The organism is Arcticibacterium sp., assembly GCF_055134445.1.
In genome coordinates this window covers 45,324-71,197 of record NZ_JBSRVI010000019.1, presented here as the reverse complement: position 1 = coordinate 71,197, position 25,874 = coordinate 45,324, and the positions used below count along the sequence as shown (strand labels likewise).

At 37.0% G+C, this 25,874-nt stretch carries 24 protein-coding genes; 14 read left to right on the top strand and 10 right to left on the bottom strand.

Annotation, left to right across the window (positions count from 1 at the left end; genetic code table 11):
* Positions 1–133 precede the first annotated feature (133 nt).
* Both ACTBZY_RS02750 and ACTBZY_RS02745 read right to left on the bottom strand, forming a co-directional pair.
* The gene (locus tag ACTBZY_RS02750; protein ID WP_463044796.1) at positions 134–898 is read right to left on the bottom strand and encodes an MBL fold metallo-hydrolase; all 765 of its coding nucleotides are present in this window, start codon (positions 896–898) and stop codon (positions 134–136) included.
* Between the two features lie 12 nt (positions 899–910).
* Entirely contained in the window at positions 911–1,285 is a 375-nt protein-coding gene (locus tag ACTBZY_RS02745; protein WP_463044795.1) for a response regulator, read from the bottom strand.
* 354 nt (positions 1,286–1,639) lie between these two features.
* Between ACTBZY_RS02745 and ACTBZY_RS02740 the strand changes: the two genes are divergently transcribed.
* Positions 1,640–2,134, top strand: a complete 495-nt coding sequence (locus tag ACTBZY_RS02740; protein WP_463044794.1) for a YcxB family protein — start codon at positions 1,640–1,642, stop codon at positions 2,132–2,134.
* A gap of 49 nt (positions 2,135–2,183) precedes the next feature.
* Here the strand turns inward: ACTBZY_RS02740 and ACTBZY_RS02735 are convergent, their stop codons facing one another.
* Complete coding sequence (locus ACTBZY_RS02735) at positions 2,184–2,366, bottom strand: hypothetical protein (protein ID WP_463044793.1); 183 nt, start codon at positions 2,364–2,366, stop codon at positions 2,184–2,186.
* Between the two features lie 636 nt (positions 2,367–3,002).
* Here ACTBZY_RS02735 and ACTBZY_RS02730 point away from each other — a divergent pair.
* Positions 3,003–3,287 (top strand): hypothetical protein, encoded by a 285-nt coding sequence (locus ACTBZY_RS02730; protein ID WP_463044792.1) that lies wholly within the window; start codon positions 3,003–3,005, stop codon positions 3,285–3,287.
* A 242-nt stretch (positions 3,288–3,529) separates the two neighbouring features.
* On the opposite strand, the gene ACTBZY_RS02725 is transcribed toward ACTBZY_RS02730, so the two are convergent.
* Both ACTBZY_RS02725 and ACTBZY_RS02720 read right to left on the bottom strand, forming a co-directional pair.
* Positions 3,530–4,714 (bottom strand): glycosyltransferase, encoded by a 1,185-nt coding sequence (locus ACTBZY_RS02725; RefSeq protein WP_463044791.1) that lies wholly within the window; start codon positions 4,712–4,714, stop codon positions 3,530–3,532.
* 583 nt (positions 4,715–5,297) lie between these two features.
* A complete protein-coding gene (locus tag ACTBZY_RS02720; RefSeq protein WP_463044790.1) occupies positions 5,298–8,765 on the bottom strand; it encodes a M4 family metallopeptidase in 3,468 nt (1,155 codons plus the stop codon).
* Positions 8,766–9,041: 276 nt separating this feature from the next.
* Here ACTBZY_RS02720 and ACTBZY_RS02715 point away from each other — a divergent pair, with 276 nt between their 5' ends.
* The 3 genes from ACTBZY_RS02715 (at position 9,042) to hpf (ending at position 12,506) form a co-directional block, all read left to right on the top strand.
* Positions 9,042–10,487, top strand: a complete 1,446-nt coding sequence (locus ACTBZY_RS02715) for a TonB-dependent receptor (protein ID WP_463044789.1) — start codon at positions 9,042–9,044, stop codon at positions 10,485–10,487.
* 2 nt (positions 10,488–10,489) lie between these two features.
* Entirely contained in the window at positions 10,490–12,043 is a 1,554-nt protein-coding gene (locus tag ACTBZY_RS02710) for a hypothetical protein (protein ID WP_463044788.1), read from the top strand.
* A gap of 106 nt (positions 12,044–12,149) precedes the next feature.
* Positions 12,150–12,506 carry a ribosome hibernation-promoting factor, HPF/YfiA family gene (gene hpf / locus ACTBZY_RS02705; RefSeq protein WP_463044787.1) on the top strand — a complete coding sequence of 119 codons (357 nt, stop codon included), beginning with the start codon at positions 12,150–12,152 and terminating at the stop codon, positions 12,504–12,506.
* A 32-nt stretch (positions 12,507–12,538) separates the two neighbouring features.
* Here hpf and tsaB read toward each other — a convergent pair whose 3' ends face one another.
* The 4 genes from tsaB to rpmH all read right to left on the bottom strand — a co-directional run bounded on the left by tsaB (position 12,539) and on the right by rpmH (position 15,608).
* Positions 12,539–13,234 carry a tRNA (adenosine(37)-N6)-threonylcarbamoyltransferase complex dimerization subunit type 1 TsaB gene (gene tsaB / locus ACTBZY_RS02700; RefSeq protein ID WP_463044786.1) on the bottom strand — a complete coding sequence of 232 codons (696 nt, stop codon included), beginning with the start codon at positions 13,232–13,234 and terminating at the stop codon, positions 12,539–12,541.
* On the bottom strand, positions 13,234–14,886 hold the full coding sequence (locus ACTBZY_RS02695) for a S41 family peptidase (RefSeq protein ID WP_463044785.1): 1,653 nt from the start codon (positions 14,884–14,886) through the stop codon (positions 13,234–13,236). The genes tsaB and ACTBZY_RS02695 overlap by 1 nt, the downstream gene beginning before the upstream one ends.
* A 69-nt stretch (positions 14,887–14,955) precedes the next feature.
* Positions 14,956–15,324 carry a ribonuclease P protein component gene (gene rnpA / locus ACTBZY_RS02690; RefSeq protein ID WP_463044784.1) on the bottom strand — a complete coding sequence of 123 codons (369 nt, stop codon included), beginning with the start codon at positions 15,322–15,324 and terminating at the stop codon, positions 14,956–14,958.
* A gap of 128 nt (positions 15,325–15,452) precedes the next feature.
* On the bottom strand, positions 15,453–15,608 hold the full coding sequence (gene rpmH / locus ACTBZY_RS02685; protein WP_341227090.1) for a 50S ribosomal protein L34: 156 nt from the start codon (positions 15,606–15,608) through the stop codon (positions 15,453–15,455).
* 85 nt (positions 15,609–15,693) lie between these two features.
* Here rpmH and ACTBZY_RS02680 point away from each other — a divergent pair, with 85 nt between their 5' ends.
* The 6 genes from ACTBZY_RS02680 (at position 15,694) to ytxJ (ending at position 22,635) form a co-directional block, all read left to right on the top strand.
* Entirely contained in the window at positions 15,694–17,133 is a 1,440-nt protein-coding gene (locus ACTBZY_RS02680) for a M61 family metallopeptidase (RefSeq protein ID WP_463044783.1), read from the top strand.
* A gap of 114 nt (positions 17,134–17,247) precedes the next feature.
* Positions 17,248–18,057 carry a glycogen/starch synthase gene (locus tag ACTBZY_RS02675; RefSeq protein WP_463044782.1) on the top strand — a complete coding sequence of 270 codons (810 nt, stop codon included), beginning with the start codon at positions 17,248–17,250 and terminating at the stop codon, positions 18,055–18,057.
* Positions 18,058–18,061: 4 nt separating this feature from the next.
* On the top strand, positions 18,062–19,426 hold the full coding sequence (locus tag ACTBZY_RS02670; protein ID WP_463044781.1) for a DUF4270 family protein: 1,365 nt from the start codon (positions 18,062–18,064) through the stop codon (positions 19,424–19,426).
* A 101-nt stretch (positions 19,427–19,527) separates the two neighbouring features.
* Positions 19,528–21,366 (top strand): glutamine--fructose-6-phosphate transaminase (isomerizing), encoded by a 1,839-nt coding sequence (glmS, locus tag ACTBZY_RS02665; RefSeq protein ID WP_463044780.1) that lies wholly within the window; start codon positions 19,528–19,530, stop codon positions 21,364–21,366.
* A gap of 21 nt (positions 21,367–21,387) precedes the next feature.
* The gene (panC, locus tag ACTBZY_RS02660) at positions 21,388–22,230 is read left to right on the top strand and encodes a pantoate--beta-alanine ligase (RefSeq protein WP_463044779.1); all 843 of its coding nucleotides are present in this window, start codon (positions 21,388–21,390) and stop codon (positions 22,228–22,230) included.
* A gap of 69 nt (positions 22,231–22,299) precedes the next feature.
* Positions 22,300–22,635: a bacillithiol system redox-active protein YtxJ gene (gene ytxJ / locus ACTBZY_RS02655; protein ID WP_463044778.1), complete on the top strand. Its 336-nt coding sequence runs from the start codon at positions 22,300–22,302 to the stop codon at positions 22,633–22,635.
* Here the strand turns inward: ytxJ and ACTBZY_RS02650 are convergent.
* Entirely contained in the window at positions 22,632–23,255 is a 624-nt protein-coding gene (locus ACTBZY_RS02650) for a 4'-phosphopantetheinyl transferase family protein (RefSeq protein WP_463044777.1), read from the bottom strand. The genes ytxJ and ACTBZY_RS02650 overlap by 4 nt on opposite strands.
* A 43-nt stretch (positions 23,256–23,298) precedes the next feature.
* On the opposite strand from ACTBZY_RS02650, the gene ACTBZY_RS02645 reads away from it, so the two are divergent.
* From ACTBZY_RS02645 to folB, 3 genes are all read left to right on the top strand, one after another.
* A complete protein-coding gene (locus ACTBZY_RS02645) occupies positions 23,299–24,213 on the top strand; it encodes a WD40 repeat domain-containing protein (protein WP_463044776.1) in 915 nt (304 codons plus the stop codon).
* A gap of 95 nt (positions 24,214–24,308) precedes the next feature.
* The gene (locus ACTBZY_RS02640) at positions 24,309–25,505 is read left to right on the top strand and encodes a DivIVA domain-containing protein (protein ID WP_463044775.1); all 1,197 of its coding nucleotides are present in this window, start codon (positions 24,309–24,311) and stop codon (positions 25,503–25,505) included.
* A gap of 14 nt (positions 25,506–25,519) precedes the next feature.
* The gene (gene folB / locus ACTBZY_RS02635) at positions 25,520–25,870 is read left to right on the top strand and encodes a dihydroneopterin aldolase (protein ID WP_463044774.1); all 351 of its coding nucleotides are present in this window, start codon (positions 25,520–25,522) and stop codon (positions 25,868–25,870) included.
* Positions 25,871–25,874: the final 4 nt, after the last annotated feature.

Genomic DNA, 25,874 nt, shown 5'->3' with positions numbered 1-25,874 from the left:
ATTTACAAAGAAACCATTTTCAAGAATGGAAAGTCGGTCTAATCGGCGAATACTAGCAAGTAAACGACAGATACTGTTGATTTTGGATTAATTCGGAGTCCTTAGCCCTTAATTCTGAGAAAAAATGAGATACTTAAAGGGTAAAGGAAAGTCCATCGTAGGCCAGAGCCATTCCTTTGGGAAGCTCTTTATTAACCTCCTCATGCAGACCCATTTTATGGGAAATATGGGTATAATAGGTTTGTTCAGCACCTACTTCTTTTGCTATTTCTATCGCTTGTTCTAAAGTAAAGTGAGAAATGTGTGAGGTTCTTTGAAGTGCATCCAGCACTAATATTTTTGAGCCTTTGGCTTTTTCCAATTCCTCTTTTGAAATAAAATTGGCATCGGTGATATAGGTAAAGTCTTTTATTCTAAAGCCAAAAACTGGTAATTTGTGATGCATCACTTCAATGGGTGTAACCTTCAGACCTTCTATAAAGAATGGTTTGTTTTCAATAACATTGGTATGAATTAAGGGCACTCCTGGATAAGATTCTTCCAAGAAAGCATAATGAAACTCTCTTTTTAGTTGCTCCAAAACGGAGAGTCTACCATATATATTAAGGTACTTCTTTCCGCTGATGTAATTGAAAGGCCTAACATCATCTAAACCCGCAGTGTGGTCCTTGTGTTCATGGGTAAATATAAGGGCATCTAGTTTTTCCAAACCCAGCGGCATAAGCTGTTGCCTAAAATCTGGACCTGAATCTATAACTACATCTAAATCATCGGTTTGTACCAACACAGATACACGTAACCGCTTATCCTTACCGTAGGTGGATTTGCAAACAACACAGCCACAAGTAAGTACTGGCACGCCAGATGAAGTACCAGTACCCAAAATTGTGATGGTCATAGTTAAAACAGCTTAATCTTCTGTTAGATCTTTAACTACTTTTACTAACCTATCAAAATTTAATGGTTTCATTAATACTTCGTTAAAACCAGCCTCTTTATACTCATCTTCCGTAAAGTTTCTTGCGTTTCCGGTAATGGCCACTACAGGAAGTTTCGCTGTTGCTTCATTTCCTCTGATAGCTTGAACGCATTCAATACCATCCATTACAGGCATATTGATGTCCAATAATACGATATCAAAATGTTCATTATCAAGTAACTGAATAACTTGCTCACCATTTTTCACAACAGTGATTTTGAAATTTTGGAATTCAAGAATTTTTCTTGCTAGGTTTTGGATTACTGAAGAGTCCTCAGCTATTAGAACATTTTTCGTTACAGACATATTTTTATTAAAGATTTCGCTTGAACTTGAGTTGTAAATATAGAACAGAAGTGGTTTACTTCATTTCTAATACAAGGATTTTTATAGAAAGTTCCTCACTATTTATAGTTTTTCGCCCAATCCACGCTTATAAGTATGTTTGTATCATGAGTATTTATCCTCAGAAGGCTTGATATTTATAGTACAGAAACATGAATTTAGACCGAGATAAATTACGAAGACTTTCTGATAAATTGAAAAAAATATAATAACCTAGATTGCTCCATTCCATTTCTTGAGCATCAAGATTTGAGATAATGTTCGGTATTCTTCCTAGCGTTTTCTATTTTTGCACCTCCATTTTAAAAGCGGAAAATGATTATAAAAACAAAGAAATTTGCCTTAGATAAGAAGAAGTATATCAATATTGCTTTCACACGCCAGATTAAAAAAAGCTGGATGTGGCTATTGATTCCTTTAGCTGTCATGATTTTAGGACTGGGTCTCCATTTTTCTGGAGTCTATAAAAACTGGTGGATTCTTGTCACCGCCATTGTTGGAGGGCTTTTGTATGTTGCTTTTTGGTATATACAATTTTATGCTGCCACTCAAATGGAGCAGAATGCCCAAATGTTTGATAAGTTTGCCTATGAGATAGATAGCAGGCAAATAATGATAAAAATGAACAAGAAAGAGGGTGGTATTATTAAATGGGACACCATTCAATCTGCTGAAAGACTGGATGACGCCAGCTTCATATTGAATATAGCTCGTGGTCAGTTTCTACATTTTCCGAAAAATGTATTCAACAGCGAACACGACATGAAACTTATGGACAATATTTTAAGACGTAAAGGTCTTTTAGATTAAGAAAATAAATAGATGATAAGGAATGACTGCAAAGTCATTCTTTTTTTTGTTACATGTCCACCAAATAATCAACCATTGACATTTCTATGGCGTTTTGAGCTGACATACCTTCTTTGAGATAAAACAAACAGGATTTTAAAAACTCGAGTTCTTCCTCTTTAGAGAAAACATCCTTACTCATTTCCATTACCTGCTCGATGTATTCGGCATCAACAAAAGTTTTTATTCTCATTTTTCAAGTATTCAAGATTCGTGTAATTTACTACAAAAAAAGTGCCAGAATAGTACAAATAGTTTCTTAATTTAAAAACAGCCTAAAGGACTACTTAAGGAGCCTTTTACGAACATTTAACGCATTAAATGGGCATTTTGGCATGATTTTATTTTCACCCACTCAAGACTATACGAAACCTTTAATTCTTGAAATAGTACAAATAACCAAGACATCGAATCTAACAAAAAAAACATACTAAGCTCTTTATAAGCAATGAAATACAAGAGAAAACTCCTCATTTAAAAACCACTAAAAATGAAATTCATACCTCCAATAGATTCCTAGAGATAGGAAGAATGACTTTTCATGTAGCTATTCCAAAATACCCAAGTCGGCATTAATAAATAATTCTAAAATGAAATTTATAATCTGCTATTATCGGTACTCTTTTTGTTAGATATGTTCCATATACGTAAACAAATATTTACCCTATTTTAATTAAAACCTCCGAGCGAATTATTCAAATGGGATTTGATAAAAGTGACTTCTTTAGCATTTAAAATGAATAAGAGAAACCTTGACTCCCTGACTAAAACTCGTGTTTTTAATTAAAAATTATCCATCAAACTTTAAAAACTACTAAACAGCAGAATTATGGAAACAATGATCATCGAGGGAGACTTCATCAACGAAAAAGCTCTTGAATGGAAAAAAGTATTGAACAAATCTGTAAGCAGAACGCAATTTTTACATATTGATGTGAGCAACACAAAAGCTGCCGACTTGGTAGCCGTAAATGCTATAGCCACTACCTATAAATTGCTTCAAGATAATAATGGCAGAATGACTTTGAAAATTAATAAAGACAGCTCTATTTATAACCTTCTGAATCTAACCAAGTTTTTAGAGTTGATTCCAAAGTCTATTAGTACCATTTAGAATTCAACGCTCCGTCTTAAGGGTAAAACCAAAACGTGACAAGGATATTAGACCTTGCAACATGATTTTAAACTAGTACAGATGACCATCGGGAGCTTCTCAGCTACCATAGTCACCGTTTGAATAATACATTGATTCTGCCAAGAGATCTGTTTAATAAATAAGAATTCACCCTGTCCGTAAATCTGAACAAAAAAAATGCACACCTGAGGTGTGCATAGTTCACTCAATAAACCGTAATTCTAGGCTAATATTTTCTGAAAATGCAGGTAATACCAATCCACCATGTCTTCCATAGGCAAGAAAGATGCCGCCAAATAATTTCTTTTCGATAGATAAAAACGATACTCGTTATTTTCTAATACTTTCTGAATACTGTCCGCCAAACTTTTCACGGAATTGGGTTCATAAAAATCGGCAGAATAACCTTCACCATCCATCCATGTAGCTAAACTGCCCGGCTTCGGTATCACTAATGCTTTACCATAACTAGCGGCCTGATTAAGTAAATCAGAACATCCTCCATTGGCATACCGATATGGGAAAACGCATAGTGCAGACCTTCTTAAAAGAATAGGCAAATCTATTAAACTGGTAAATTTAAGCTGCCGAACCGTTCTATATTTTTCGAATATGCCACCCAAATAACCAGACATACTTGTTTCATCGCTTCCCGCGATCACAATTTCTATTTCTAAGGTAGTTCTAGATCTAATTAGAGCCACGGCCTCTATAATCTCCTCTAATTTTTTATAGCCGCCATTTTCACCAGAACTGCTCATTTCTCCAAAAACCAGCACCTGTAATGCTCCTTCTGGTAAATCAAAAGCTGGTTTAGTGGAAACATCAAAGCTTCCGTATGGAATTAACGCTACGTTCTTGGCTTTATATTTCTTTTCCAAAAGCTCTACATACTTAGAAGTAGTAATACCTAAAACATTAGCAGATAACATAAAACGTGTTAGTAGGCTCTTAAAAATACCATTAACAGTCTCTTTTAGTCCTTTATTAGCATATACTTCAGGAACTCCTCCATGGAGAATCACCATCGTGGGTATACCACTAATTCTGGTTAAAAACGGCGTTAACATACTCACCGCAACGGCCAATTTCCTATCCCCAAATGAGCGTAAGTGTAAATTAAATAAGACCACATCTGCACCGGAAGCTTTAGCCGCCTTTAATATTTTATAAGGATTAGTCAACCCGTTAAAATCCCAAATTTGATAATTTTCAATGGGCACTGGCTGACTTACAAAGTTAATTTCCTGTTTACTTGGAAGCCTATCGGAAAGCAAAATGACCTTTTCGTAATCGAGCGACTTTTTCCTAAAATGATTTATAAGATGATATCCATATTCGCTGGGGTTATGTTCACTTGGAGGATAACTTGAAACTATGGCTATTTTAAGCTTCTTCTTCTTCATCTTACTTCTTCTTTAATCATGCGGATATTAGTCACTAATATGCATAAACGTTTTTTTCTTTTCATGGCTTGCCTCAGAATGACCTTTCTCTTTAAATAGCCCTTTCATCTACAATGAGACACAAGAAGCCCAGAAAAGTCCTTCAACACCATTAAGAATACCTTATTACCTCAAGAACTAATAGGTGCTATCCGTATTCCTAAAAAATTGAAAACGATTATATTCTAAAAAGATGCTTGGTTAGATATATCCCGACTCTTTTTATAGCTTAAATTCCAATTTGGGTGACTTAAAGAATAAAGCAATTTCCTTGCCTAACTGCCTTACTCAGGAGAAAATCCTTTGACAAAAAAACGTAATCTTACCCAATGTATTACAACCCATTGGGTTTCAAAACTTTGACGTTTCCTTGTCAAGCAAATTAATTTTTCTACCATTATGCTAGCTTAAACCCAACGTATGGATTGGAGAATCTTAAGGGGTGTTTTAAGGTTAACGGAGAAGAAAAAAATGGTCTTCGAATCATAATTCACAAAAGCCCATAGGCCATTCTCCTTTATAATATACCGCAATACAGGCCTGTTTACAGCTTCACCAATTTTCTATATGCCTCTCCTTTATCTGTTGCTACTTTGATAATGTAAACACCAGCATTAAAATGACCAATGCTAATGAAATCCTTGTCTGTTTTCAAAACAGACTTACCTTTGATATTGCGTATTTCTGCCGATAAAAAACGGCTTCCAGAAGGCACTCCAATTTTAAGCTCGTCCTGAGTAGGATTAGGAAAGACCAAAAGGTCAGACAGGGCGTTTGGCTCTGTCCCTAAAACACCTTGCAGCCTTGCCTCCACTTCGTTTGAAAACGAACTTAAGCAACCATCAGGGGTAGCCGCCTTCACACTATAAGTTCCGTTTCTATCTATTACAATAGCACTGTTTGCTGTTTGCCCACCCAACGGATTACCATTTACATACCATTGATACATACTGGAGTTAGAAGCAAAAACTTTCTCTCCATCCGTAGTAATAGACGGAGCTTGAGGTTTTAAACAAAAGCTTTGTTCTACACTGGTTGATGCAAAATCATTCCCTCCTACCTGATAGGCCTGAACGGTCACCAAACCTGGCGTATTTCCTAAAACTATACGGCTGCCACTGATACTGGCATCACCAGAAATAACACTAAAAAGAACCGTTAAACCTGAACTTGCCACTGCCTTTAGTGTAAGAGAAGCTCCGGCATTTTGCTCCAATACCTTATCAAACTGAATGGTTTGAGCTTCTTTTGATGGCAACTTTCGCTGTCCTTGAGCGTAATATACCACCCATTTATCTTGTCCTTCCCCAAAAATCCGCGTACCTCTTGACGCATTTGTGGAAATTCTATCTGCATTTAAAGGAATGGTTTTAACCACTTCGCCCACAGCTTCTTCTGCCGTGTAAGCCAATAACCTGTCGTCTATGGAATAGTCTGGGTAACCTATCGCATTGTTTTCAATCATTAAATTAAGATCTCCTGAATTAAGGTTAACACCCAAAATATAGAATTTATCTTCGATAGCATCTAGGTAGTCGAAAGCAAGGATATTAGGGTTTGTTTTTGACAGAGCTGGATTTCCAATATTGTCTCCTTCATCTAAATCGGTAAAAATCTTTTCAATATCGCCGTTAGCAAAATTATTAGTATTCACATCCCAGGCTCTTAACAAACCCACATCCCAATATTCTAGATCTCCAAACAAACTACTCACCCTGTTAAAAGCATCGTAAACAATGTATTCTCCGGAATAATCCCATTCAAAGGCATCAGCATAAAGCACCTCGCCAGTGGAAACACCCTGTGTATAAGTAGGGTTATAAAGTTTAAAGCTTGCCTGTTGGTCGGTTTCTAAATTTATCACGTAAATTTTTCCATCCTCAGAGGATGTAAGAGCCGCCAGAAGTTTACCATTTTTAGAAATGGCCACATTTGACCATGCTTTATTGCTGGTAAGAGCCTGGGCACTGGTTGGGTTTTTCGTTAAGTCTACATTATAGATATTACCATCACTGCCCACAAAATACATATCGGTTCCATCATCCGTAACACTCGGTTTATTTTTACAACCCTTGCCCTCTGCAATAAGGTCATACACACCCGAAACCCCTCGATAAAGGCTTTTTCCTGCTGGCTCATAAACTATTAATGACTCTGTCCCTGGATTTACTTCAATAGTTTCTTCTTCTGTATCTGGTATTTGCTGGCCTGTTCCTGGTGCGGCAATTCCCACGGCATCAAACGCAGCAGTGGCTGCCGCCGACTCTTGCCCTTCTCCAAATAAATCTTTCGCCGATTGAATAACAGCTAACCTCAAATCCACAAACTGAGAAGTTCTGGTCATGTAATTGGTAAGCGTATGATAATAAACCTTTTCCGCTTTGTCCTTATTCATTCCTGCTCCTGTAGCAAATAAATAAAAGGCATGATTTGGGATACCAGAGTTAATATGCACCCCACCATTATCTTCGCTAGGTACATCTCTGAGATAAACATACTGGCTCATATTCATTGGCTGATAGCCTGGGTCTCTTTTTCCACCCTGATTAGGGTTTTCTAAACTTCTTAAAGCACCAGAAGGGAAAACACTAATTTTCACAACATCCTCTCCCAGCGTCCAGTCATCTCTGTCTATAAGTGCCCCAAATACATCCGAAAAAGACTCGTTTAATGCTCCAGATTGATTTCTATACTCCAGTCTGGCAGTGTTTTCTATAACGCCGTGTGTCATTTCATGCCCAGCTACATCCAAAGCTCCGGCCAATGGCTTAAATCCACTAGCTCCATTTCCGTAACCCATAAACTCACCATTCCAATAAGCATTATCCATGCCTTTTCCATCTTCATCTGTGATATTTATAACCGAAATAATATTCCCCCCTTTAGCATTAAGAGAGTTTCTATTAAACTTTTCCTTATAAAAATCGTAACAGATAGAAGCATTATGATGTGCAGAAACAGCGGTAGGATTCCACGTCAAACCATCATTAGAAGTCACATGAGATAATTCCATATCACCAGCAATACTGGAATTATTGGCATCAATAGTCCATATAGTTCCAACCGGAGCATTTGGCAATTTTGATTGACTTTGATTAAACATGGGTTTAGCTGCGTCAATCAGGAAGTAAGTATTGCTATTTTCAACAATATGGAAGCTCCTACTCATACCGTTTAAGTCTTTGGCTGTTGTTTTAAAAACTCCATCCAAAGTACAAGTGTGATTATACTTATCTAAAATCTCCCCCGTTTGAGCATTCATAAACACCACCCATCTTTCCAAAAAATTCGGCTTTAAAGTAAGCTCATAAGCAAGCAACGGAACATCTTTCTGATGATAAATAATGAGTTCTGCCTTATCTTCAACCATAGTCAGCAAGCTTCCTTGCAATCCACTTTTTTGAACAATTGAGGTTTTCCCTATTTCCTTTAAGCCCAATGCTATGGCATTACTTTCTGTAAGATTAGCCTCCAATTTCAAGTTTTCTGGCGTTGGATAGGCTCTTCCGTTAAGGCTGTTAATTCTATCCGAATTACCATGTAAAACAACCTCTGCCCCATAAATTTTAACACCACCAAATTCCTGTTGAAATTTTGAATGTCTTAAACCCTTGGCGTCTGTATCAGAAGATATGGGTACAAACTCAGTTTCTGGGTTCTTAATTTTCAGTTGATTTTTTATCATTCCCAAAAACTCCGATTCTAGAGCCTTTGTAGATTTCCTTGCATTATTATCATTCCCTAAAATCGTTTTGTTTTCAATAAATATGATGGCTCCGCTTTCCGCATCTTTGTAGGTCTTAAAGTCCATAGATTCATGAAGTTGAACACCCATTTTCTTAGATGATTGCCTCAGATTTTGGGTAGAAGCGTTTCTACCATCTATTTCTATATACGCCCTATCTAATTGAGCAGGAACTTTGCTCTTTTGCTTCTTTGAATCAAATCCAGACTGTGCAAAAGAATGAGATATACAAAATACTATCAAACCAATATGTATAATATTTTTCATATTTTCAGAATTTACTGAAATTTTCAATTCAGTAATTTTAAGGGGTTTATATAAGATGCTTTCAAAGATAATTAAAAAAGTCAGTGGGCATTCTAAAAAAACTGCAAAGAGATCTCAAACAAATCAATTTCTAAAAGGCACATAGTACAATAAAACAGGGTTAATCGAGTTAAAATACTTTAAAAAGTGCAAATTTTTGTAAGTTTGTCTCAGACCTATTTTGTTCTTAGAAAATAGTTTTCAAACCTCTTTCAAAACCAACTCATCAAAAAAACCATGCCTACTACACATGAAAAGAGTTTAGCTACCAAACAGAAAGCCCTCAAACTAAACCTTGATAAGAGAATCTATGGATCGTTTGCGGAGATTGGAGCTGGACAGGAGGTAGCGGCACAGTTTTTCAAATCTGGCGGTGCCAGTGGCACAGTTGCTAAAACCATGTCTGCCTATGACATGACCTTCTCTGATGCTATTTATGGTGAAGTAAAAACCAAAAGGTACGTAAGTCAAGAGCGTCTTTTAAGTATGCTAGACCATGAATATGACCTTATGGTAGAGAGGTTAAGCGAAAAAAGAGGAGAAAACACGCAGTTTTTTGCATTCTCCGATACCGTAGTGGCTTTGAATTATCACAAAAACAACACCGCACATGGCTGGGTAGGCTGCAGATTCCAGACAAAACCGGGCTCTGAGTATAACGATGTGGTCATACACATCACCATGCATGATAATGACAATTTGCTACAGCAACAGGCACTAGGGATCATTGGCGTTAATCTTATCTATGGTTGTTTTTATTATTACGAAAACCCAGAGGTTTTGCTGCTTTCTCTTATGGATAATCTGGACAGAGAACGTATCCAAATTGACATGATAAGGTTTGACGGACCAGACTTCAAAGGAGTGGACAGCAGATTGATGAGTTTGCATTTAGTGAAGTATGGATTTTCTGACGTGGCTTTATTTGGCTCAGACGGAAATATTATTCAGCCAGACGAATGTCTTTATAAAAAGCACATTGTAGTACTAAGAGGACGTTTCAGACCCGTAATCAATGTACATTTAGATATGCTTGATAATGGTGTTAAACAATATCTTCGAGAATCAGACGTAGATAAAGAGAATGTACTTGTGGTTAATGAGCTCACCCTCCAATCTCTCCAAGAAGGGCAAGACGGTGAACTTATTGACGAAAAGGATTTTTTAGACAGAGTAGATATACTTTGCTCTCTTGGACAAACCGTAATGATCACTAATTATCATGAATATTATAAACTGGTTTCTTATTTATCAAAAATTACTCAACACAAAATTGGGCTTATCATTGGATACCCTAATTTGGAATATATTTTTGAAGGAGAACACTATACAAACCTGCCAGGTGGTATCTTGGAGTCCTTTGCAACGCTCTTTGGACGAAATGTAAAACTTTACGTTTATCCTACCAGAAGGAACAATTCCATACTTAACTGTATGAAATTTAATCCGACCATGGAACTTATAGACTTATATCGGTATTTAATTGCCAACCATAAGATTGAAGACATATATCACTATAACCCAAAAAATTTAGACGTACAGACCGACAACATGTTGGAGCTTATCAAAAAAGGCGAAGAAGGATGGGAAGAAAATGTTCCTCATGAAGTAGCAGAAATGATTAAGACAAGATGTTTATTCGGATTTCCGTGCGTTGTTTTTCCTAAAAAAGAAGAAGTATAATAATGCGATCAGCCCTTTTAATTACCCTAATATTCATAAGTTTTGTAGCTACTAGTCAAGCTCAAACCAATTACAAAATCCTCTTCCCATATGGAGATACATGGAGCAAGTTTGAGGAAGGTAAAAGTGGAGAATTTAGCCTAGGCATTGCCAATAACGAAGACGATAGAGAATTTACTTTCAATATCAGCCAAGGCAAGCAAGTTGGCATGTCTCTAGACTCAACTGGCTTTTTTCATTGGACGCCAGACTATAACATGGTGGACAGAATTGAGAAACAGAAAATCTATCAAATTTTGGTGGAAGCCAAATCGGATTCGGGTGATTTTGTATCAAGAACCCTAGACGTATATGTAAAACATACCAATAGACCCCCTATTGTTAATGAGCTTACACCGTTTTATATACAATATAACACTCAAAATAAATACCAAGTGGAAAATTCGCTGGTATATGACGAGGACGGCGACCCCTTAGTTTTTATTCCGTCTGTGGAAGATCTTCCAGAGGGTATGAATATTAATTCTAGAGGTGAAGTAACCTGGTCTCCTTCTTACACGCAGTTCAAAGACCTGCAAAAGTCTCCAAAGTTTGTCAGCTTTTCTGTAGAAGATCAGCCTAGCAAAAAAAGAACTGAAGGAAGATTAAAGCTGGTTCCTACTAAACTTGACTTACCACCAGCCATCACCGTCTTACCTAAGGTAGAAAAGATAGTTTTGAAAGAAAACGAAACCATAAATATTGGCTTTTATCTATCAGACCCTAACGGTGATGAAGACATCGAAACTTTTGATTTTTTGGCCAATAACCCTGAAGTTAAAAAACAAAGTTTGGTAAAAAATACGCAAAATCAATATGAATTCTTCTGGACTCCAGACTATAATTTTGTTAAAGACCCAGCAGATTCCGTGAATTTTTATATCGACTTCTTTGTCATTGATAAAACACAAAAGAGAGAAGTTAAAAGAATTTTGTTCCGTGTAGATAATGCCGTCAACGAAGAAGAAACAGACAAAAAGAACTTCAACCTCTATCAAGGCACACTAACTAGGGCATGGGAATTACTGGAGCAGCTCAAGGAAAAAGAAGAGCAATTAAAAAAATCTTATAACAGGGCTAAAAAGGGTAAGAAAAATAGATCTGTTGTAAATGCTTCTTTAGGTGCTACAACTGGCTTATCATCTATTTTCACAAAAGATAAAGAGTCTTTGCAAAGAACCATCTCTACAATTGGAGGTACTACCGTCCTTACTATTGGCACACTAGAAGCCACGGAAGTAATAGGAAAATCTATGAAAGACCTCATCGATAGATTGAACTATGTGATTGAAAAGAAAAATGAAATCCAAACCAAAGGAGATATCTTTGCTAGAGACTATGCTTTAAAGTCCACTAGACGAGAAGCTAATTTTAATAGATCTATTGATGGCTTCATGACCACCATGAATCTTAAAGGGTTGGTGGCCCTAGAATTGGATGCTAGTTGGGAATCCAAGAAAAAAGCTACAGACGCCAACATTAAAAAAAGTTTTAAAGATTATAGGACTTCTGATTGATTTTAACGCTAAATCTTAGTAGTTTCATCTTAATAGACAAACGGCTTTTTTAAAGCACTGTTTATCTGTTATTGGTCATATTATACATTTCAAATCCAAATAAAATATGAAGCTAAAAGTAAATGCAGTTCGTTTTACAGCTGATAGTTCATTAGTTGACTTTATTCAGAAAAAGTTAAATAAGTTAGATCAATTTCATGACCGAATAACTGGGGCAGACGTGTACCTAAAATTAGAAAAAGGCGATAGTTCTAAAGTCCAGAAGAAGTTAATAGAAGTTAGTTTAAGTGTTCCTGGTAAAACTATTTTTGTCAAAGAAGAGGGAGATTCGTTTGAAGAGGCTACAGACATAGCACTGGACGTACTAACACGCCAAGTTAAAAAGGCAAAACAAAAACAAAATGACACTAAAAGTCATCAGAAGCCAGAAGTTGTCTTAGAGGTTTCTGAAGAAGAAGATTAAGATTTATAAATTCCTATATTTCAAGTCACGGTTTAAGCCGTGACTTTTTTATTTTTAGAAGGTGTGGTTCCCACAAATTCTTTCAAATAAAAAGGCTCAAATTCCACCACATCTTCAAACTGCCCATTTTTAAATTTCTCATAAGCCATAAATCCCATAGCGGAGGCTTTGGGTCTAATCTCAGAGCCTAAGAACATCGCATTTTCGTGGATGATAACGCCTTTGAGCTTCTCCGCACCTTCTCCACAGAAAAGCACCTTATTACTCGCCAAATACTGTTTAAAAGAACTTTCATTAACCACAAGAGCGGAAGTAGGCATCCGTTCATCCCCGCCTTTGACAGAAACTATTTTACAGTAAACCTCCATCCTTTTTGCATCTAACATAGGACAGATTAAGCCATCAAAGAATTTACCGACTTCCGCAGTCATTATATCTAATGAATTAAGCGATAACAAAGGCAGGTTTTGAGCATAACAAATGCCTTTCACGGTACTTACGCCAATCCTAAGCCCAGTATAAGAACCAGGCCCCTTTGAGACCGCCACAGCGTCTAAATCTGAAAATTGTTTTTTACAAACTTTTAAGGCATCGCCAATAAGTACCGTAAGCATCTCTGCCGAGGAACGCTCCGAAAAAAGCTCAAAATTAGAAATCAGTATACCATTCTCATGAACTGCCGCCGAGCAACCGTTGATGGATGTTTCTATGCTTAATATTACAGCCATTATTTCTTACCTGCCAAAATGGATTTATAACGAGGCATATCTTTAAAAAGTTTTAAAGCCTCCTGCACCTCTTGGTCTTTTTCAAAAGACACAAACTTCATGGCATTATCGTAATGATATCTACTCAATATCTCCAAAGCCAATTCGTCTTTAATCTGATCCTTATAAAGCTCCATGTCTGCATTCTTTTTCTTATTCACCAGGCTTCTCAATGGAGCTAATGCCGCCCCCATAGCAGCGTAACCTTTATCATTACTAGCTAGAGCCTCTAAATCCGCCAAAGCCTCTTCAGCCTCATTCGTATACTGGAAGCCAGACTTTTTCACAAAACTCTCAAAGGATTTATACAATTCATCTGAGGGTGTAAAATTATCACCAGGAACATTATTTTGATGACTAAAGTAGTACTCCGTGGCAAAATCAAAAATTAGTCCTTCCCTAGTCAACTGTTTAGTCAAGGCAGCCAATTCCTTGGGTTCTAAATAAATATCTGGGTCAACACCACCACCATCGTAAACAGGACGACCATTCTTGGTATAAAACGTTGATTTTAAAGAGTCAGGAACTTTCCCAACTGAACCATCTTCGTTTCTATGACTATAATCTATGGCCTGAATACATCTTCCAGAAGGTATATAATACTTGGCCGTGGTTACTTTTAACTGGGTGTTAAAAGATAAAGGCCTGGTTGTTTGTACCAATCCTTTCCCAAAAGACTTCTGCCCTATCACCACGCCTCTATCATAATCTTGTAATGTTCCACTCACTATTTCTGAAGCTGATGCACTACCACTGCTTATCAGTACCGCCACCGGAATATCTAAATCGATTGGATTAAACCTTCCCGTATATTTCTTATTCCACTGTCCTACTTTCCCTTTTGTTTCTACCACTAATTCTCCTTTAGGAATAAAAAAGTTGCAAATATCAATTGCCATATTCAACAAACCTCCAGGATTTCCTCTCAAGTCTAGAATTAGTTTTTTCATGCCTTCAAGTTTCATTTCCTCAAAAGCAGCTTTTATTTCAGCGGCGGCCGTAGCACTAAAATCGTTTAATTGAATATAACCAACCTCTTCATTGACCATCCCGTAATGTGGGACGTTCGGCGTTTTAACCACGGCTCTTTTAACCGTCAAATTCAAAGGTTTATTTTGCCCAAAACGCTTAATAGTTAAGGCTACTTCGGTATCTGTTTGACCTTTTAATAACCGACCTAACTGATCATTATCTCTTCCTTCCAGACTTACGCCATTTATTTTACTGAAAACATCTCCTATTTTAATACCAGCTTTATCTGCTGGAGAACCCTCATAAATCATCACTACGGTATGTTCCCCATAGACTTTACTAACTGTTGCACCTATCCCGTTATATTTCCCTGTGGCCATCGTGCGGTAGTCTTCAATATCATCTTCAGGGTAAAAGTTGGTATAAGGATCCAGCTCTTTAAGCATGGCTGTGATACCTGTCCGCATCACCTTATTTGGATTTATTTCATCCACATAAAGGGCATTGAGTTCTTTAAAAAGCGTAGCAAAAATGTCAAGATTCTTCGCAATCTCAAAATAACGATCTTCATATTTAAAGCCAACCAGGGCTAAAGTTGAGGCAATTAACCCCACCACCAGAAATCTGTACGTCTTTTTCATTTATAATTAGGTTGACAATGATTTTATATACTAACGCAAAATCCAATCCAGTCTTTTAATATCTAAAAATCAATTTTTAATATTACCCAATAACTTTATCATGGCCTCCTCTATTCTGGAATATTCTAGAGATTCTTTTGCGGTGTAAAGAAAGGCAATTCGAAGAGAAGCCTGATTTTGCAATATATTTTTATGGAGCCTGTAAGCCTCCCTTAATCTCCTTTTTATGAGATTTCTTTCTACTGCTCTTTTGAATTTTCTTTTAGGAACAGAAAATAAAACCTTTGGCATTGTTCCTTCAACAGTAAGCGAACTACTGTATATCATCAAAACTGGATAAGCACTATTGCTTTTATTCCCCCCATTTCTTCTATCAAAAAGACTGTCAATCACCTTTACGTGACATAATCGTTCTGATTTTTTAAGAGAGTTATCCAATTAGCAATAAAGTTTATCTGAAGCCAAAATTACATATAAAAGGCATAGAAACACCACACATGGGTGGATCACAAACAAGAAAAGCCACCAAAAAAGGTGGCCAATCAAAGTCCGAAATGCTATATAGATTATTTATGCGTCTTTTCGTCAGAAACGGTCAGCTTCCATCTACCTCTGGTACGACGTGCTTTAATAACCTTTCTTCCACCTACTGTGGCAGAACGCTCACGAAAACCATGTTTATTTTTACGCTTTCTATTTGACGGCTGGAATGTACGTTTCATTCTAATTCAATTAATTTTGTCCTTTCCTAAATTTGGGACTGCAAAAGTATATATTTAATTCTTTATTTCAAAAGCTAAAGCCAGAATGAATTACAAATTTTCACGTAAAAACGCTAACAGTAAGTATATTCAAATAGAAGCGACCTTCTCAAACGTAACTAAACGGCGTCAAAAGGTCAATTTGCCAGCATGGAGACCAGGAAGATATGAAATTCAAAATTTTTCCAAAAATATTAAAAGTATCAGATCTGAGTCGCTCAATGGGACTCCATTAGCCATAAAAAAGGTCAAAAAAGACGTGTGGGAAGTAAGTACTAAAGGGCAGCATTCCTTCAAAATTATTTATGATTTTTATGCCGATATTCAAAACGCTGGAGGCAGTTATATCGACGAAACTTTCTTGTACATTAACCCCATAAATTGCTGTCTTTACCTTGAAGATCAGCAAGACAAACCCTGCGGACTAGAGGTTACTTTTGAGGCAAATCAAGACGTGGCTTCAGGAATGAAGCACATCAAAACTGGAAATAAAACTTTGTTTACCGCTAAATCCTTTCACGACTTAGTTGATTCTCCCTTTATGATATCCTCTGCAATACAGCATAAATCTTATGAGTGTATGGGCTATAAATTCCACATCTGGGTAAAAGGTAAAATTGAAATTCCTTGGAAAAGAGTTCTAAGAGATTTTGAGAAATTTACAGAAGAGCAAATCCGGATATTTGGAGAATTCCCAGAGGAGGAGTTTCATTTTATGCTCTGGATGATGTCAAAACCATATTATCACGGCGTGGAGCATCACAACTCTACCATGATGACTCTTGGGCCTGACGCCCAAAACTTTGATGACATATATGTTGACCTTCTTGGACTGGCTTCGCATGAACTATTTCATACATGGAATGTCAAAAAAATAAGACCTAAGGAACTTTTACCTTATGATTATTCTCAAGAAAACTACTTCCAAACTTGCTTTGTGGCAGAAGGCTTAACCACCTTTTATGGTGATTGGATTTTGTATAGAGCTGGTGTTTTTAACAAAACCCTTTACAAAAAAGAACTAGAAACGACCTTGAGGAGACATTTTGAGCACTCAGATAAGGCAGACCAATCTTTATTAGCGTCTTCTTACGATCTCTGGCTTGATGGCTATGAAACTGGAGTTCCAGACAGAAAAGTCTCCGTATACTTCAAAGGAGCTATTGCAAGTTTAATTTTACACGCTCTTATAAAGGAGAAAACAAACGGTACAAAAGGCTTAGACGACCTTATGAAATCTTTATGGATAAACTTCGGAAAACCCTTCATAGGCTATTCCTACAAGGATTATCGCCATAACTGCAAAGAAGTGATTGGAGAAAACATAAGCTCATATTTCACAAATATTATTGAAGGGAATGCTTCTATAAAAATCGAAACCAACATAGCCCTTAAAAGCTTAGGATTTGGATTATCAGAAGACTCAAAAGGGTTTATAAAAATAACGGATATTTCGACTCAGAAGGGTTTAATTCCAGAGGGTTAAAAGCTTTCTTATAAAAGCTAAAGCGAATTGTTTGGGAAAGATTAGTTTTTTTTTTAGTATCTTTGCAGCCTAATTAGGAAGCACCTTCCTCATATTTAACAAAAATAGTCTTTTATGAGCAAAATCCGAATCCTCTATCTTACGAGCGAGATCGATCCATTTCTAGAATTATCAAAAATTGCAAGTCTGACTAAAAAATTACCTCAAGAGATGCAGGAAAGAGGCATGGAAATCAGAATTCTGATGCCACGCTTCGGTACTATAAATGAGCGTAAGAATAGACTTCATGAAGTGGTAAGACTATCTGGGATAAACATTACTGTAGGAGATGAAGAAAAGCCGTTGATTATTAAGGTGGCTTCTATTCCGTCTGCGAAATTACAGGTATACTTTTTAGATAACGACGACTATTTCCATAGAAAAACTGTCTTTACAGATAAGAAAGGAGCATTTTATGATGACAATGACGAACGTGCCATTTTCTTCTGTAAAGGTGCTCTAGAAACCGTAAAAAAATTAGGATGGTCTCCTGATATCGTGCACTGTACAGACTGGATGACTGCTTTGGTTCCGCTTTATTTGAAAACAACTTATAAAAACGACCCAATGTTTAAAAATACTAAGTCTGTTTTCACCGTTTATAATAATGTATTCGACCATAAGTTTAGCCAAGACATGATTCCAAAGGCTAAAATGTTAGATATTTCTGACGAAAACTTGGCCAATTTAAGATCTAGAGATTTTACTGGCTTTATTAAAATTGGTTGTCAATACGCAGATGTTGTGGTTAAAGCTAATGAAAACTTAGACTCAGACATAAGCGACATCGTTAATGAAATTGCTGAAAAGAAAATTGATGCTCAAATTGAAGACGAGAATATCACAGAAACATTTTTCCAACTTTACACAGATTTGGCAGAATAGTTTTATGCTTAATAAAATCGAATTATTGCGGAATTCAGTTCTAATACTGACTTCCGCTTTCTTTTTGTCCTGTGAAGATCCAACAAACATTGGTCTTCCTGGCACTGGAGGAAGTGGAGAGACCTTCTTTACAGATACGCTAGGCATTCAAACAAGTACCTATTTAATGGATTCTGCCATTACTTCGGGTCAATCGGCAGCATTGGTCGGCTCTTTAGACGACCCCTCTTTTGGACAAGTGTCTTCGGTAGCTTATTTGCAACCTTCTCTAAGCCAAACCTCAAATCCTCTAACTTTTCAGACGGAGACAGCGGCTCTAACGACACCAACTAATGTGGTTTACGATTCACTGATTTTAAGTCTAATAAATAGAGACCTACTATTTTATGGAGACAGTTTGGCAAATATGACTATTGAAATTCATAGGCTTACCGAACCGTTAGTCTCTGGGAAGAACTACAATTACGACGACGAACTGAATTATGATCCAACGCCTTTGGCAACAAAAAAGCTTACGAGAGCAGACTTTTACGATCCTTCAGATTCCTTAACATTGTATATTAATATCAAACTCCCTGATGCTATGGGAAAAGAATTAATGGCTTTGGCAAATAAGGATGCATCAGCCACAAATGTAGCTTTTGCTCAAGCTTTCAAAGGCATTAGGATATCTGCCAAGGCGGGAGCTAAAACATTGGTGGCATTTAACCTAGGTACATCCTCTACTGCTACTGGATATTCTCGTTTAAACTTACTTTTTCATGAAGCAAATACGACCACTGCAAATGGCTACACATTTGAGTTTAACGCAGGTAGATATAATAAGATTGCGGCTAACAGAGCGGGTACATCCATTTCTAGTTTAACACTAAAAACCGGAAGTATTAGTAGTACTCAGACAAATAACAACGTTTTTGTACAAGCGGGAACAGGTGTAGCAGCCAAACTAGCATTTCCAGCAATCTCAAAATTAAAGAACCCACAAGTTGGGAGAGCGGAAATTGAATTTTCAGCAGATGTTAACACCTTGAAGAGCGGCATCCCTATAGCTCCATTTATCACCTTTATTGAACTTGGCGATAACCAAAGGGTTAAAAGAGTGAATAATGCTTATGGGTATGTTAACTATACTACAAATGCTACCACTGGAATTTTAAGTACTTATAATGACTCTACAAATCTTTTTGTGGCAGATATAACGCCTTACATTCAGGCCATAACGGCAAAGAAAAAAAATGACAATGGAATATTGCTAGTCGCTGGTGTTCCTTTGAGTTCAACTGGCTATTCTGCCCAAGTATTTAATGCTGGCTTTAATAGAATAGTACTTAAGAACTTCAAATTAAACCTTTATTACTCAGAAAAGTAACAGTATTTAGGTTCTAAAACTGGTTATAAAAAAAGAAACCTTATCGCAATAGCGGTAAGGTTTCTTTACTTTTGCATGAATTAAAATTCATACTCAATAATATGTGCGGAATAGTAGCTTATGTAGGGCATAGAGAAGCAGCCCCTTTAATTATTAAAGGACTAAAAAGACTCGAATACAGAGGATATGATAGTTCTGGAATTTCGCTTCTAAATGGTGACGGCCTAAAGGTTTATAAGAAAAAGGGGAAAGTAGCCGATTTGGAAGCAGAATTAAAAGACAAAAAACTTCACGCCACCATAGGAATAGGTCATACAAGATGGGCCACTCACGGTGAGCCTAACGACATAAACGCACATCCGCATTTTTCTCAGGGTCAAACCCTGGCCATCATACATAATGGTATTATTGAGAATTACGCTTCTATTAAAAAATCTCTTTTAAATAAAGGATACGTTTTTCATAGTGAAACTGATACTGAAGTTTTGATAAACTTCATAGAAGATATAAAAATACAGAAAGACTGCTCTACAGAGGAAGCTGTAAGGCTAGCCTTACTTAAGGTGGAAGGTGCTTATGCCATAGTGGTCATAGATAAGGATGTTCCTAACCAGCTTATAGCCGCTAGAAAAGGGAGCCCACTGGTAATTGGTGTGGGAAAGGACGAATATTTCTTTGCCTCAGACGCTACGCCAATTATAGAATACACCAAAGAAGTGGTCTATTTAGACGATTATGAAATTGCGGTGGTGTCAAACGGCATCTTGGAGGTCAAGAGTTTGGAAAATGTTGCTAAAGGAGCATTTATTCAAACCGTTGAAATGGAGTTAGAGTCTATTGAAAAAGGCGGTTTTGAGCACTTTATGCTTAAAGAAATTTTTGAGCAGCCTAAATCGATAGGTGATTGTATGAGAGGTAGATTAAATGTCGAAACCTCACATATCCAACTTGGTGGACTCACAAATCACTTAGATAAACTATCAAAAGCGAAGAGGATAATATTCATAGCCTGCGGAACATCATGGCATGCTGGTTTGGTGGGGGAATATCTTTTTGAAGAATTGGCCAGAATAAATGTCGAGGTGGAATACGCGTCGGAATTTAGATACAGAAACCCCATTGTAAAGGAAGGTGATTTTGTCATTGCCATTTCACAATCCGGAGAAACAGCCGATACGATGGCCGCTTTAGAGTTAGCCAAGCAAAGAGGTGCCACCATCTTGGGAATATGCAATGTAGTGGGTTCTTCTATCTCTAGATTAACAGAAGCTGGTGTTTATACCCATGCAGGCCCAGAAATTGGCGTAGCCAGTACCAAGGCCTTCACGGCACAAGTTACCGTTTTAGCCATGATAGCGATAGCTACGGCAAAGCAAAAAGCCACCATTACAGACGATGTTTACAGAAGACTCCTTTCTGAATTAGCCGCTATTCCGAACAAAATAGAGGACATTCTTAGCAAGGTGGATGAAATCAAAGACATTTCTAAACTCTTTACTTTCGCATCTAATTTCATTTTCTTAGGGAGAGGAATAAACTTTCCAGTGGCATTAGAAGGAGCATTAAAACTGAAAGAAATATCCTATATTCATGCAGAAGGATACCCTGCTGCAGAAATGAAACATGGGCCTATTGCTCTTATTGATGAAGATATGCCGGTGGTTTTTATTGCCACTAAAGATAGTTCTTATGACAAAGTCGTTTCTAATATACAAGAGGTAAAGGCTAGGAAGGGTCGTGTTATTGCGGTGATAAATGAAGGAGATGAAACATTAAAAGAGATGGTCGATTTTGCCATTGAAATTCCTGAGAGTCATGAAATGGTTTCTCCCCTGCTGACCTCTATTCCTCTTCAATTGCTGTCCTATTATATTGCGGTTTTAAGAGGTCGAAATGTAGATCAGCCTAGAAACCTTGCAAAGTCTGTAACGGTAGAGTAAACAGAAACTATAGCGTTTAAAATGAAAGTTTTACATACCATCTTAGAAACCAAAGATTATCTAAAATCCAAAGTAAAAGAAGGTCGTAGTATAGGATTTGTGCCCACCATGGGGGCTCTCCATGATGGGCACATTTCTCTGATAAATAAAGCCCAGGAAGAAAATGATCTAGTGGTATGTAGCATCTTTGTTAACCCTACTCAATTTAACAATCCTGAGGATCTCGCTAAATACCCGAGAACCTTAGAGGCAGATTGTGAATTACTGGCACTGGCAAAATGTGATGTGGTTTTTGCCCCTTCGGCAGACGAAATGTACGTTTCAATGCCAAAGCTGGAATTGAATTTTGGTAATCTAGAACATGTCATGGAAGGCAAATTCAGAACGGGTCATTTTAATGGCGTAGGTACTGTGGTTGCCAAACTTTTCCATATCATAAATCCTAACAAAGCTTATTTTGGGCTTAAGGACTTACAACAAGTGGCCGTTATAAATAGACTTGTGAAAGATTTAAGCTTTGATTTACAGCTTATCCCCTGTCCTATAATCCGAGAAAAAGATGGATTGGCTATGTCCTCAAGAAATAGAAGGCTCTCGGAAACTGCCAGAACATCTGCTTCTCAAATATCCATTGCCTTGCAAAAAGCCAAAGCGTTAATGATTCAAGGGAAAAGTGCTTCTCAAGTTAAAAAGACCATTGAATCGTTTTTTCATAAACTACCTGAGTTTGAGGTAGAATATTTTGAGATTTCAGATTTTGAAAATTTAGAACCGATTGAGATAAAAAGTGCTAAAGGCAATACCACCATTTGTATAGCGGCATATCTGGACGGAGTAAGATTAATTGACAATATAGTATTCTAGAATATGCAGTTTTTGAAACTTTTATTATCCAAAATTATGTTCACAGGTGATAAATCAAAATCACAGAAGATGAACTGGAATCAGCTAGAAAAAGAAGAACAATTAGAAACTATTATTAGTGAGTCTAAAGAAAACCCTGTTCTCATTTTCAAGCACAGCACCACTTGCCCTATTAGCGGAACCTCGCTATCTAGAATGGAGAGGAGCTGGTCAGAGGATAAAGCCAAAGGCATTAAACCTTATTATTTGGATTTATTAAATAACCGTCATATTTCAAATGCTATCGCTGAAAAGTTCTCAGTAGAGCATCAGTCGCCTCAGATACTTTTAATTAAAGACGGTAAAAGCGTATATGATGAGTCGCATTTTGGTATCTCTTTTTCAGATTTAATAACAGCCGTTTAAACCGTCCAAACTAGAATATAGTCTTCTACAGGTTCTTGGTGAATTTTGTGCTTTTTATTATAATCAGGCATGGAAATTTCTCCAAACAATCCTTCAGTGGTTTGATGGAGTTTTAGGTTTTTAACAAAGTCAACACCTCGTTTTCCGTAGAGTTTATAAAGAGCTTCTTTGGCAGACCAATAAACAGAAAGCGTATTTAAATCGCTACCGATAGCACTTATTTCAATTTCTGAGTAAAGTCTTGGTAAGATTCTCCACATTTTTGTTTGTGGTTTTTCAATATCAATACCCACAGGTAAACTGGGATGCATAATCACACCAATAAAGTTTTTGGAGTGGGTTATGGACATTTCCCATTCAGAATTCACCATATAAGGTTTACCATGTTCGTCTTTTTTAATCCCGTCGAAATTAATTTGAAGAGAATTAGCCAAATGCCTAATGGCTATTCTGCTGGTAAGCATCTCCAGTTTCTTTCTTGGCGTTATAATACTTTGATATTCGGCATCCGTAAGAATACTGGACGGCAAATCTGTAAGCAATTCAAGCTCTTCCTCTTTGGACTCCCACACTAGTAAATGTGCACCACTGTCACATTCCTTTTGAAACCGAACTGGCATAATCTATCTTTGAAAATCAAATATCCCCTTTTTCCCAGTCTATATGAAATATGAAGCAGAGAAATTAGAATCCTTTACCGGCCACAAAGACTGTGTTTATAATGTAGTGGGTCATATAGACCCCAATAAATTCATTTCCTCCGCAGGAGATGGCCTTTTAGTGGAATGGGATGCTACAAAATCGGATTTAGGAAGGCCTTTAGCTCAAATGAAGAATTCTATTTATGCCCTGCATCTAGAACTTTCAAAAAATAGAATTTGGGCTGCCGAGAATTTTGAAGGTCTACGTGTCATAGATTTAATCTCTAGAAAACAAATAGCTTCTATTGCCTTAAACAAGGCTACCGTTTTTGATATAAAAACGTATAAAAACTTAGTTTTTGTGGCTGGAGGAGATGGCGTAATCACAGTTATTGACAGCGATCTTATGGCCTTTAAGAAACACATCAAGTGTTCGGATAAGAGTGTTAGGGCTTTAGCCATTAATCCTGTGGAACGGGAACTAGCAGCGGGCTTTTCAGATCATTCCATAAAGATATTTGACCTTGAAACCTTTGAACTTAAAAAACAAATTCTCGCTCATACCAACTCCGTTTTCACTATAAAATATAGCCCAGACTATTTAACGCTCTTCAGTGGATCTAGAGACGCCAATCTAAAAACATGGGATATCAACAATAATTATGCTCCCGGAGAGCAGATCGTGGCTCATATGTTCACTATTAACCACATTGCCATTAATCCATCAGGAACCCTTCTTGCCACATGCAGTATGGATAAATCCATAAAGCTTTGGGATACTGAATCTTATAAACTGTTAAAGGTTATAGACAAAGCAAGGCATGCAGGACACGGTACCTCGGTGAATAGATTACACTGGTTAACGGATGATACCTTTATTTCTGCAAGTGACGATAGAAGTTTATCTTTGTGGAAAATTAACCAATATGAAGCCTAAAGACTCGTTTAATTTAAAAAATAGCGTCTAAATTCCCTTTTTACTAAAAGTGCGTGTAATTTTGTAACTATACATTTCCTGAATAATATAGAAGAATGAAAATAACTGCTTTAGAGATTAAACAACACGAATTTGAAAAATCCTTTAGAGGATATAATATTGAAGAAGTAGATATTTTTTTAAATAACTTGGCCTCTGAATGGGAAAGAACCAGCAATGAGTCCAAAATGCTAAGAATGCAATTGGAAATAGCGGAAAAAGAAGCTGCTAAACTTAGAGAGGTAGAAATGTCTCTTATAAGAACACTCCAAAGTGCTGAAAATACCAGCAATAAAATCACAGAACATGCTAAGCATGAAGCCGATAAGAAAATTGAAGATGCTAGTGTAGAGTCTCAATCTATCTTAGAAAAGGCAAAAAAAGAAGCATCACAAATTTTAGCACATGCGAACAATGAGTCTGAATCTATTTTGGCTAATGCTCAATTAGAAGTGAGTCAAAGCCAGAAAGCCCTTATTGACCAAGAAGCAAACCTGCGTAAGGAAATAAGTGGTCTAGAGTCTTATAAAGTAGACATTATCAATCAATTAAAAACGATAAACGCTGCAACCTCTGAAAGGATAAAAGGATTAGAAGCCCCTATTTCTGAAACTTCTAAGCTTCAAACTATAGAAAAAGAAGAAATTATAGTTGAAACCAAAGAAGTGTCAATTGAAATTTCTGAAGAGGTAGAAATAGAAAATGAGGCCGTTCAAGGGATTGCTTCATCTGCCAATACACTCGTTTTAGAAAAGACCGTAGAAAGTAAAGAGGACGACCTAACGGTGATTGAAGGCATCGGTCCTAAAATCGCAGATGTTTTAAGAGAGAATGGAATTAAGACATTTAGAGATTTAGCCACTAAACCTGTTTATCAAGTCAAAGAAATATTGGGATATGCTGGTTCAAATTACGCGATGCACGACCCTACGACTTGGTCTGAACAAGCCCTTTTGGCTGATGCAGGTAAATGGGAAGAACTAGAAATACTGAAAGATAAACTTATTGGTGGAAAGAACGTTTCTGTAGAATTTAAGCCGTCTGAAGAGCCAGCTTATGTAAATACACCAGAACAGGTTACTGAGGAAATGTTAGACAGAGTCAACAAAGTGAAAGCGGCTCTTAAGAAAGCAATGATAGAAAAGGATGCTGTATCAGTTTCTAATACTGCTCCTAAAGTAAAAACTATTAATGATATCGCAGCAGACAAAGCCGCAGAGGGAAGCGGGTCGTTTTTTGACAATTTGGGTTAATCCAGCATAAAATTATGGGACTTATTTCTCTGGAAGGCATGGAGTTTTTTGCTTATCACGGTTATTACGATGAAGAGCAAAAGATTGGTAATAAATATGCTATTGACCTTACCATTGAAACCAATCTTACAGACGCCGCCGAATCTGATTTGCTTAAAGACACCATAAACTACGAGGAGTTATACCAAGTGGTACTGTCCATCATGCAAATTAAACACCGGCTGTTAGAGCATGTGGCTCATGGTATTATTCAGAAGGTAAAAGCAACCTATCCTAATGTTATAAAAGTCACTGTAGGAGTTTCAAAATACAATCCGCCAATCGGCGGAATTTGTGAAAGAGCTAAGGTTCTAATAAGTAGATAACCCT

What these genes read in the sequence shown, in the direction of transcription:
- ACTBZY_RS02750 (WP_463044796.1), bottom strand. Translation starts at nt 898, where the DNA reads ATGACCATCACAATTTTGGGTACTGGTACTTCATCTGGCGTGCCAGTA.
- ACTBZY_RS02745 (WP_463044795.1), bottom strand. Translation starts at nt 1,285, where the DNA reads ATGTCTGTAACGAAAAATGTTCTAATAGCTGAGGACTCTTCAGTAATC.
- ACTBZY_RS02740 (WP_463044794.1), top strand. Translation starts at nt 1,640, where the DNA reads ATGATTATAAAAACAAAGAAATTTGCCTTAGATAAGAAGAAGTATATC.
- ACTBZY_RS02735 (WP_463044793.1), bottom strand. Translation starts at nt 2,366, where the DNA reads ATGAGAATAAAAACTTTTGTTGATGCCGAATACATCGAGCAGGTAATG.
- ACTBZY_RS02730 (WP_463044792.1), top strand. Translation starts at nt 3,003, where the DNA reads ATGGAAACAATGATCATCGAGGGAGACTTCATCAACGAAAAAGCTCTT.
- ACTBZY_RS02725 (WP_463044791.1), bottom strand. Translation starts at nt 4,714, where the DNA reads ATGAAGAAGAAGAAGCTTAAAATAGCCATAGTTTCAAGTTATCCTCCA.
- ACTBZY_RS02720 (WP_463044790.1), bottom strand. Translation starts at nt 8,765, where the DNA reads ATGAAAAATATTATACATATTGGTTTGATAGTATTTTGTATATCTCAT.
- ACTBZY_RS02715 (WP_463044789.1), top strand. Translation starts at nt 9,042, where the DNA reads ATGCCTACTACACATGAAAAGAGTTTAGCTACCAAACAGAAAGCCCTC.
- ACTBZY_RS02710 (WP_463044788.1), top strand. Translation starts at nt 10,490, where the DNA reads ATGCGATCAGCCCTTTTAATTACCCTAATATTCATAAGTTTTGTAGCT.
- hpf (WP_463044787.1), top strand. Translation starts at nt 12,150, where the DNA reads ATGAAGCTAAAAGTAAATGCAGTTCGTTTTACAGCTGATAGTTCATTA.
- tsaB (WP_463044786.1), bottom strand. Translation starts at nt 13,234, where the DNA reads ATGGCTGTAATATTAAGCATAGAAACATCCATCAACGGTTGCTCGGCG.
- ACTBZY_RS02695 (WP_463044785.1), bottom strand. Translation starts at nt 14,886, where the DNA reads ATGAAAAAGACGTACAGATTTCTGGTGGTGGGGTTAATTGCCTCAACT.
- rpmH (WP_341227090.1), bottom strand. Translation starts at nt 15,608, where the DNA reads ATGAAACGTACATTCCAGCCGTCAAATAGAAAGCGTAAAAATAAACAT.
- ACTBZY_RS02680 (WP_463044783.1), top strand. Translation starts at nt 15,694, where the DNA reads ATGAATTACAAATTTTCACGTAAAAACGCTAACAGTAAGTATATTCAA.
- ACTBZY_RS02675 (WP_463044782.1), top strand. Translation starts at nt 17,248, where the DNA reads ATGAGCAAAATCCGAATCCTCTATCTTACGAGCGAGATCGATCCATTT.
- ACTBZY_RS02670 (WP_463044781.1), top strand. Translation starts at nt 18,062, where the DNA reads ATGCTTAATAAAATCGAATTATTGCGGAATTCAGTTCTAATACTGACT.
- glmS (WP_463044780.1), top strand. Translation starts at nt 19,528, where the DNA reads ATGTGCGGAATAGTAGCTTATGTAGGGCATAGAGAAGCAGCCCCTTTA.
- panC (WP_463044779.1), top strand. Translation starts at nt 21,388, where the DNA reads ATGAAAGTTTTACATACCATCTTAGAAACCAAAGATTATCTAAAATCC.
- ytxJ (WP_463044778.1), top strand. Translation starts at nt 22,300, where the DNA reads ATGAACTGGAATCAGCTAGAAAAAGAAGAACAATTAGAAACTATTATT.
- ACTBZY_RS02650 (WP_463044777.1), bottom strand. Translation starts at nt 23,255, where the DNA reads ATGCCAGTTCGGTTTCAAAAGGAATGTGACAGTGGTGCACATTTACTA.
- ACTBZY_RS02645 (WP_463044776.1), top strand. Translation starts at nt 23,299, where the DNA reads ATGAAATATGAAGCAGAGAAATTAGAATCCTTTACCGGCCACAAAGAC.
- ACTBZY_RS02640 (WP_463044775.1), top strand. Translation starts at nt 24,309, where the DNA reads ATGAAAATAACTGCTTTAGAGATTAAACAACACGAATTTGAAAAATCC.
- folB (WP_463044774.1), top strand. Translation starts at nt 25,520, where the DNA reads ATGGGACTTATTTCTCTGGAAGGCATGGAGTTTTTTGCTTATCACGGT.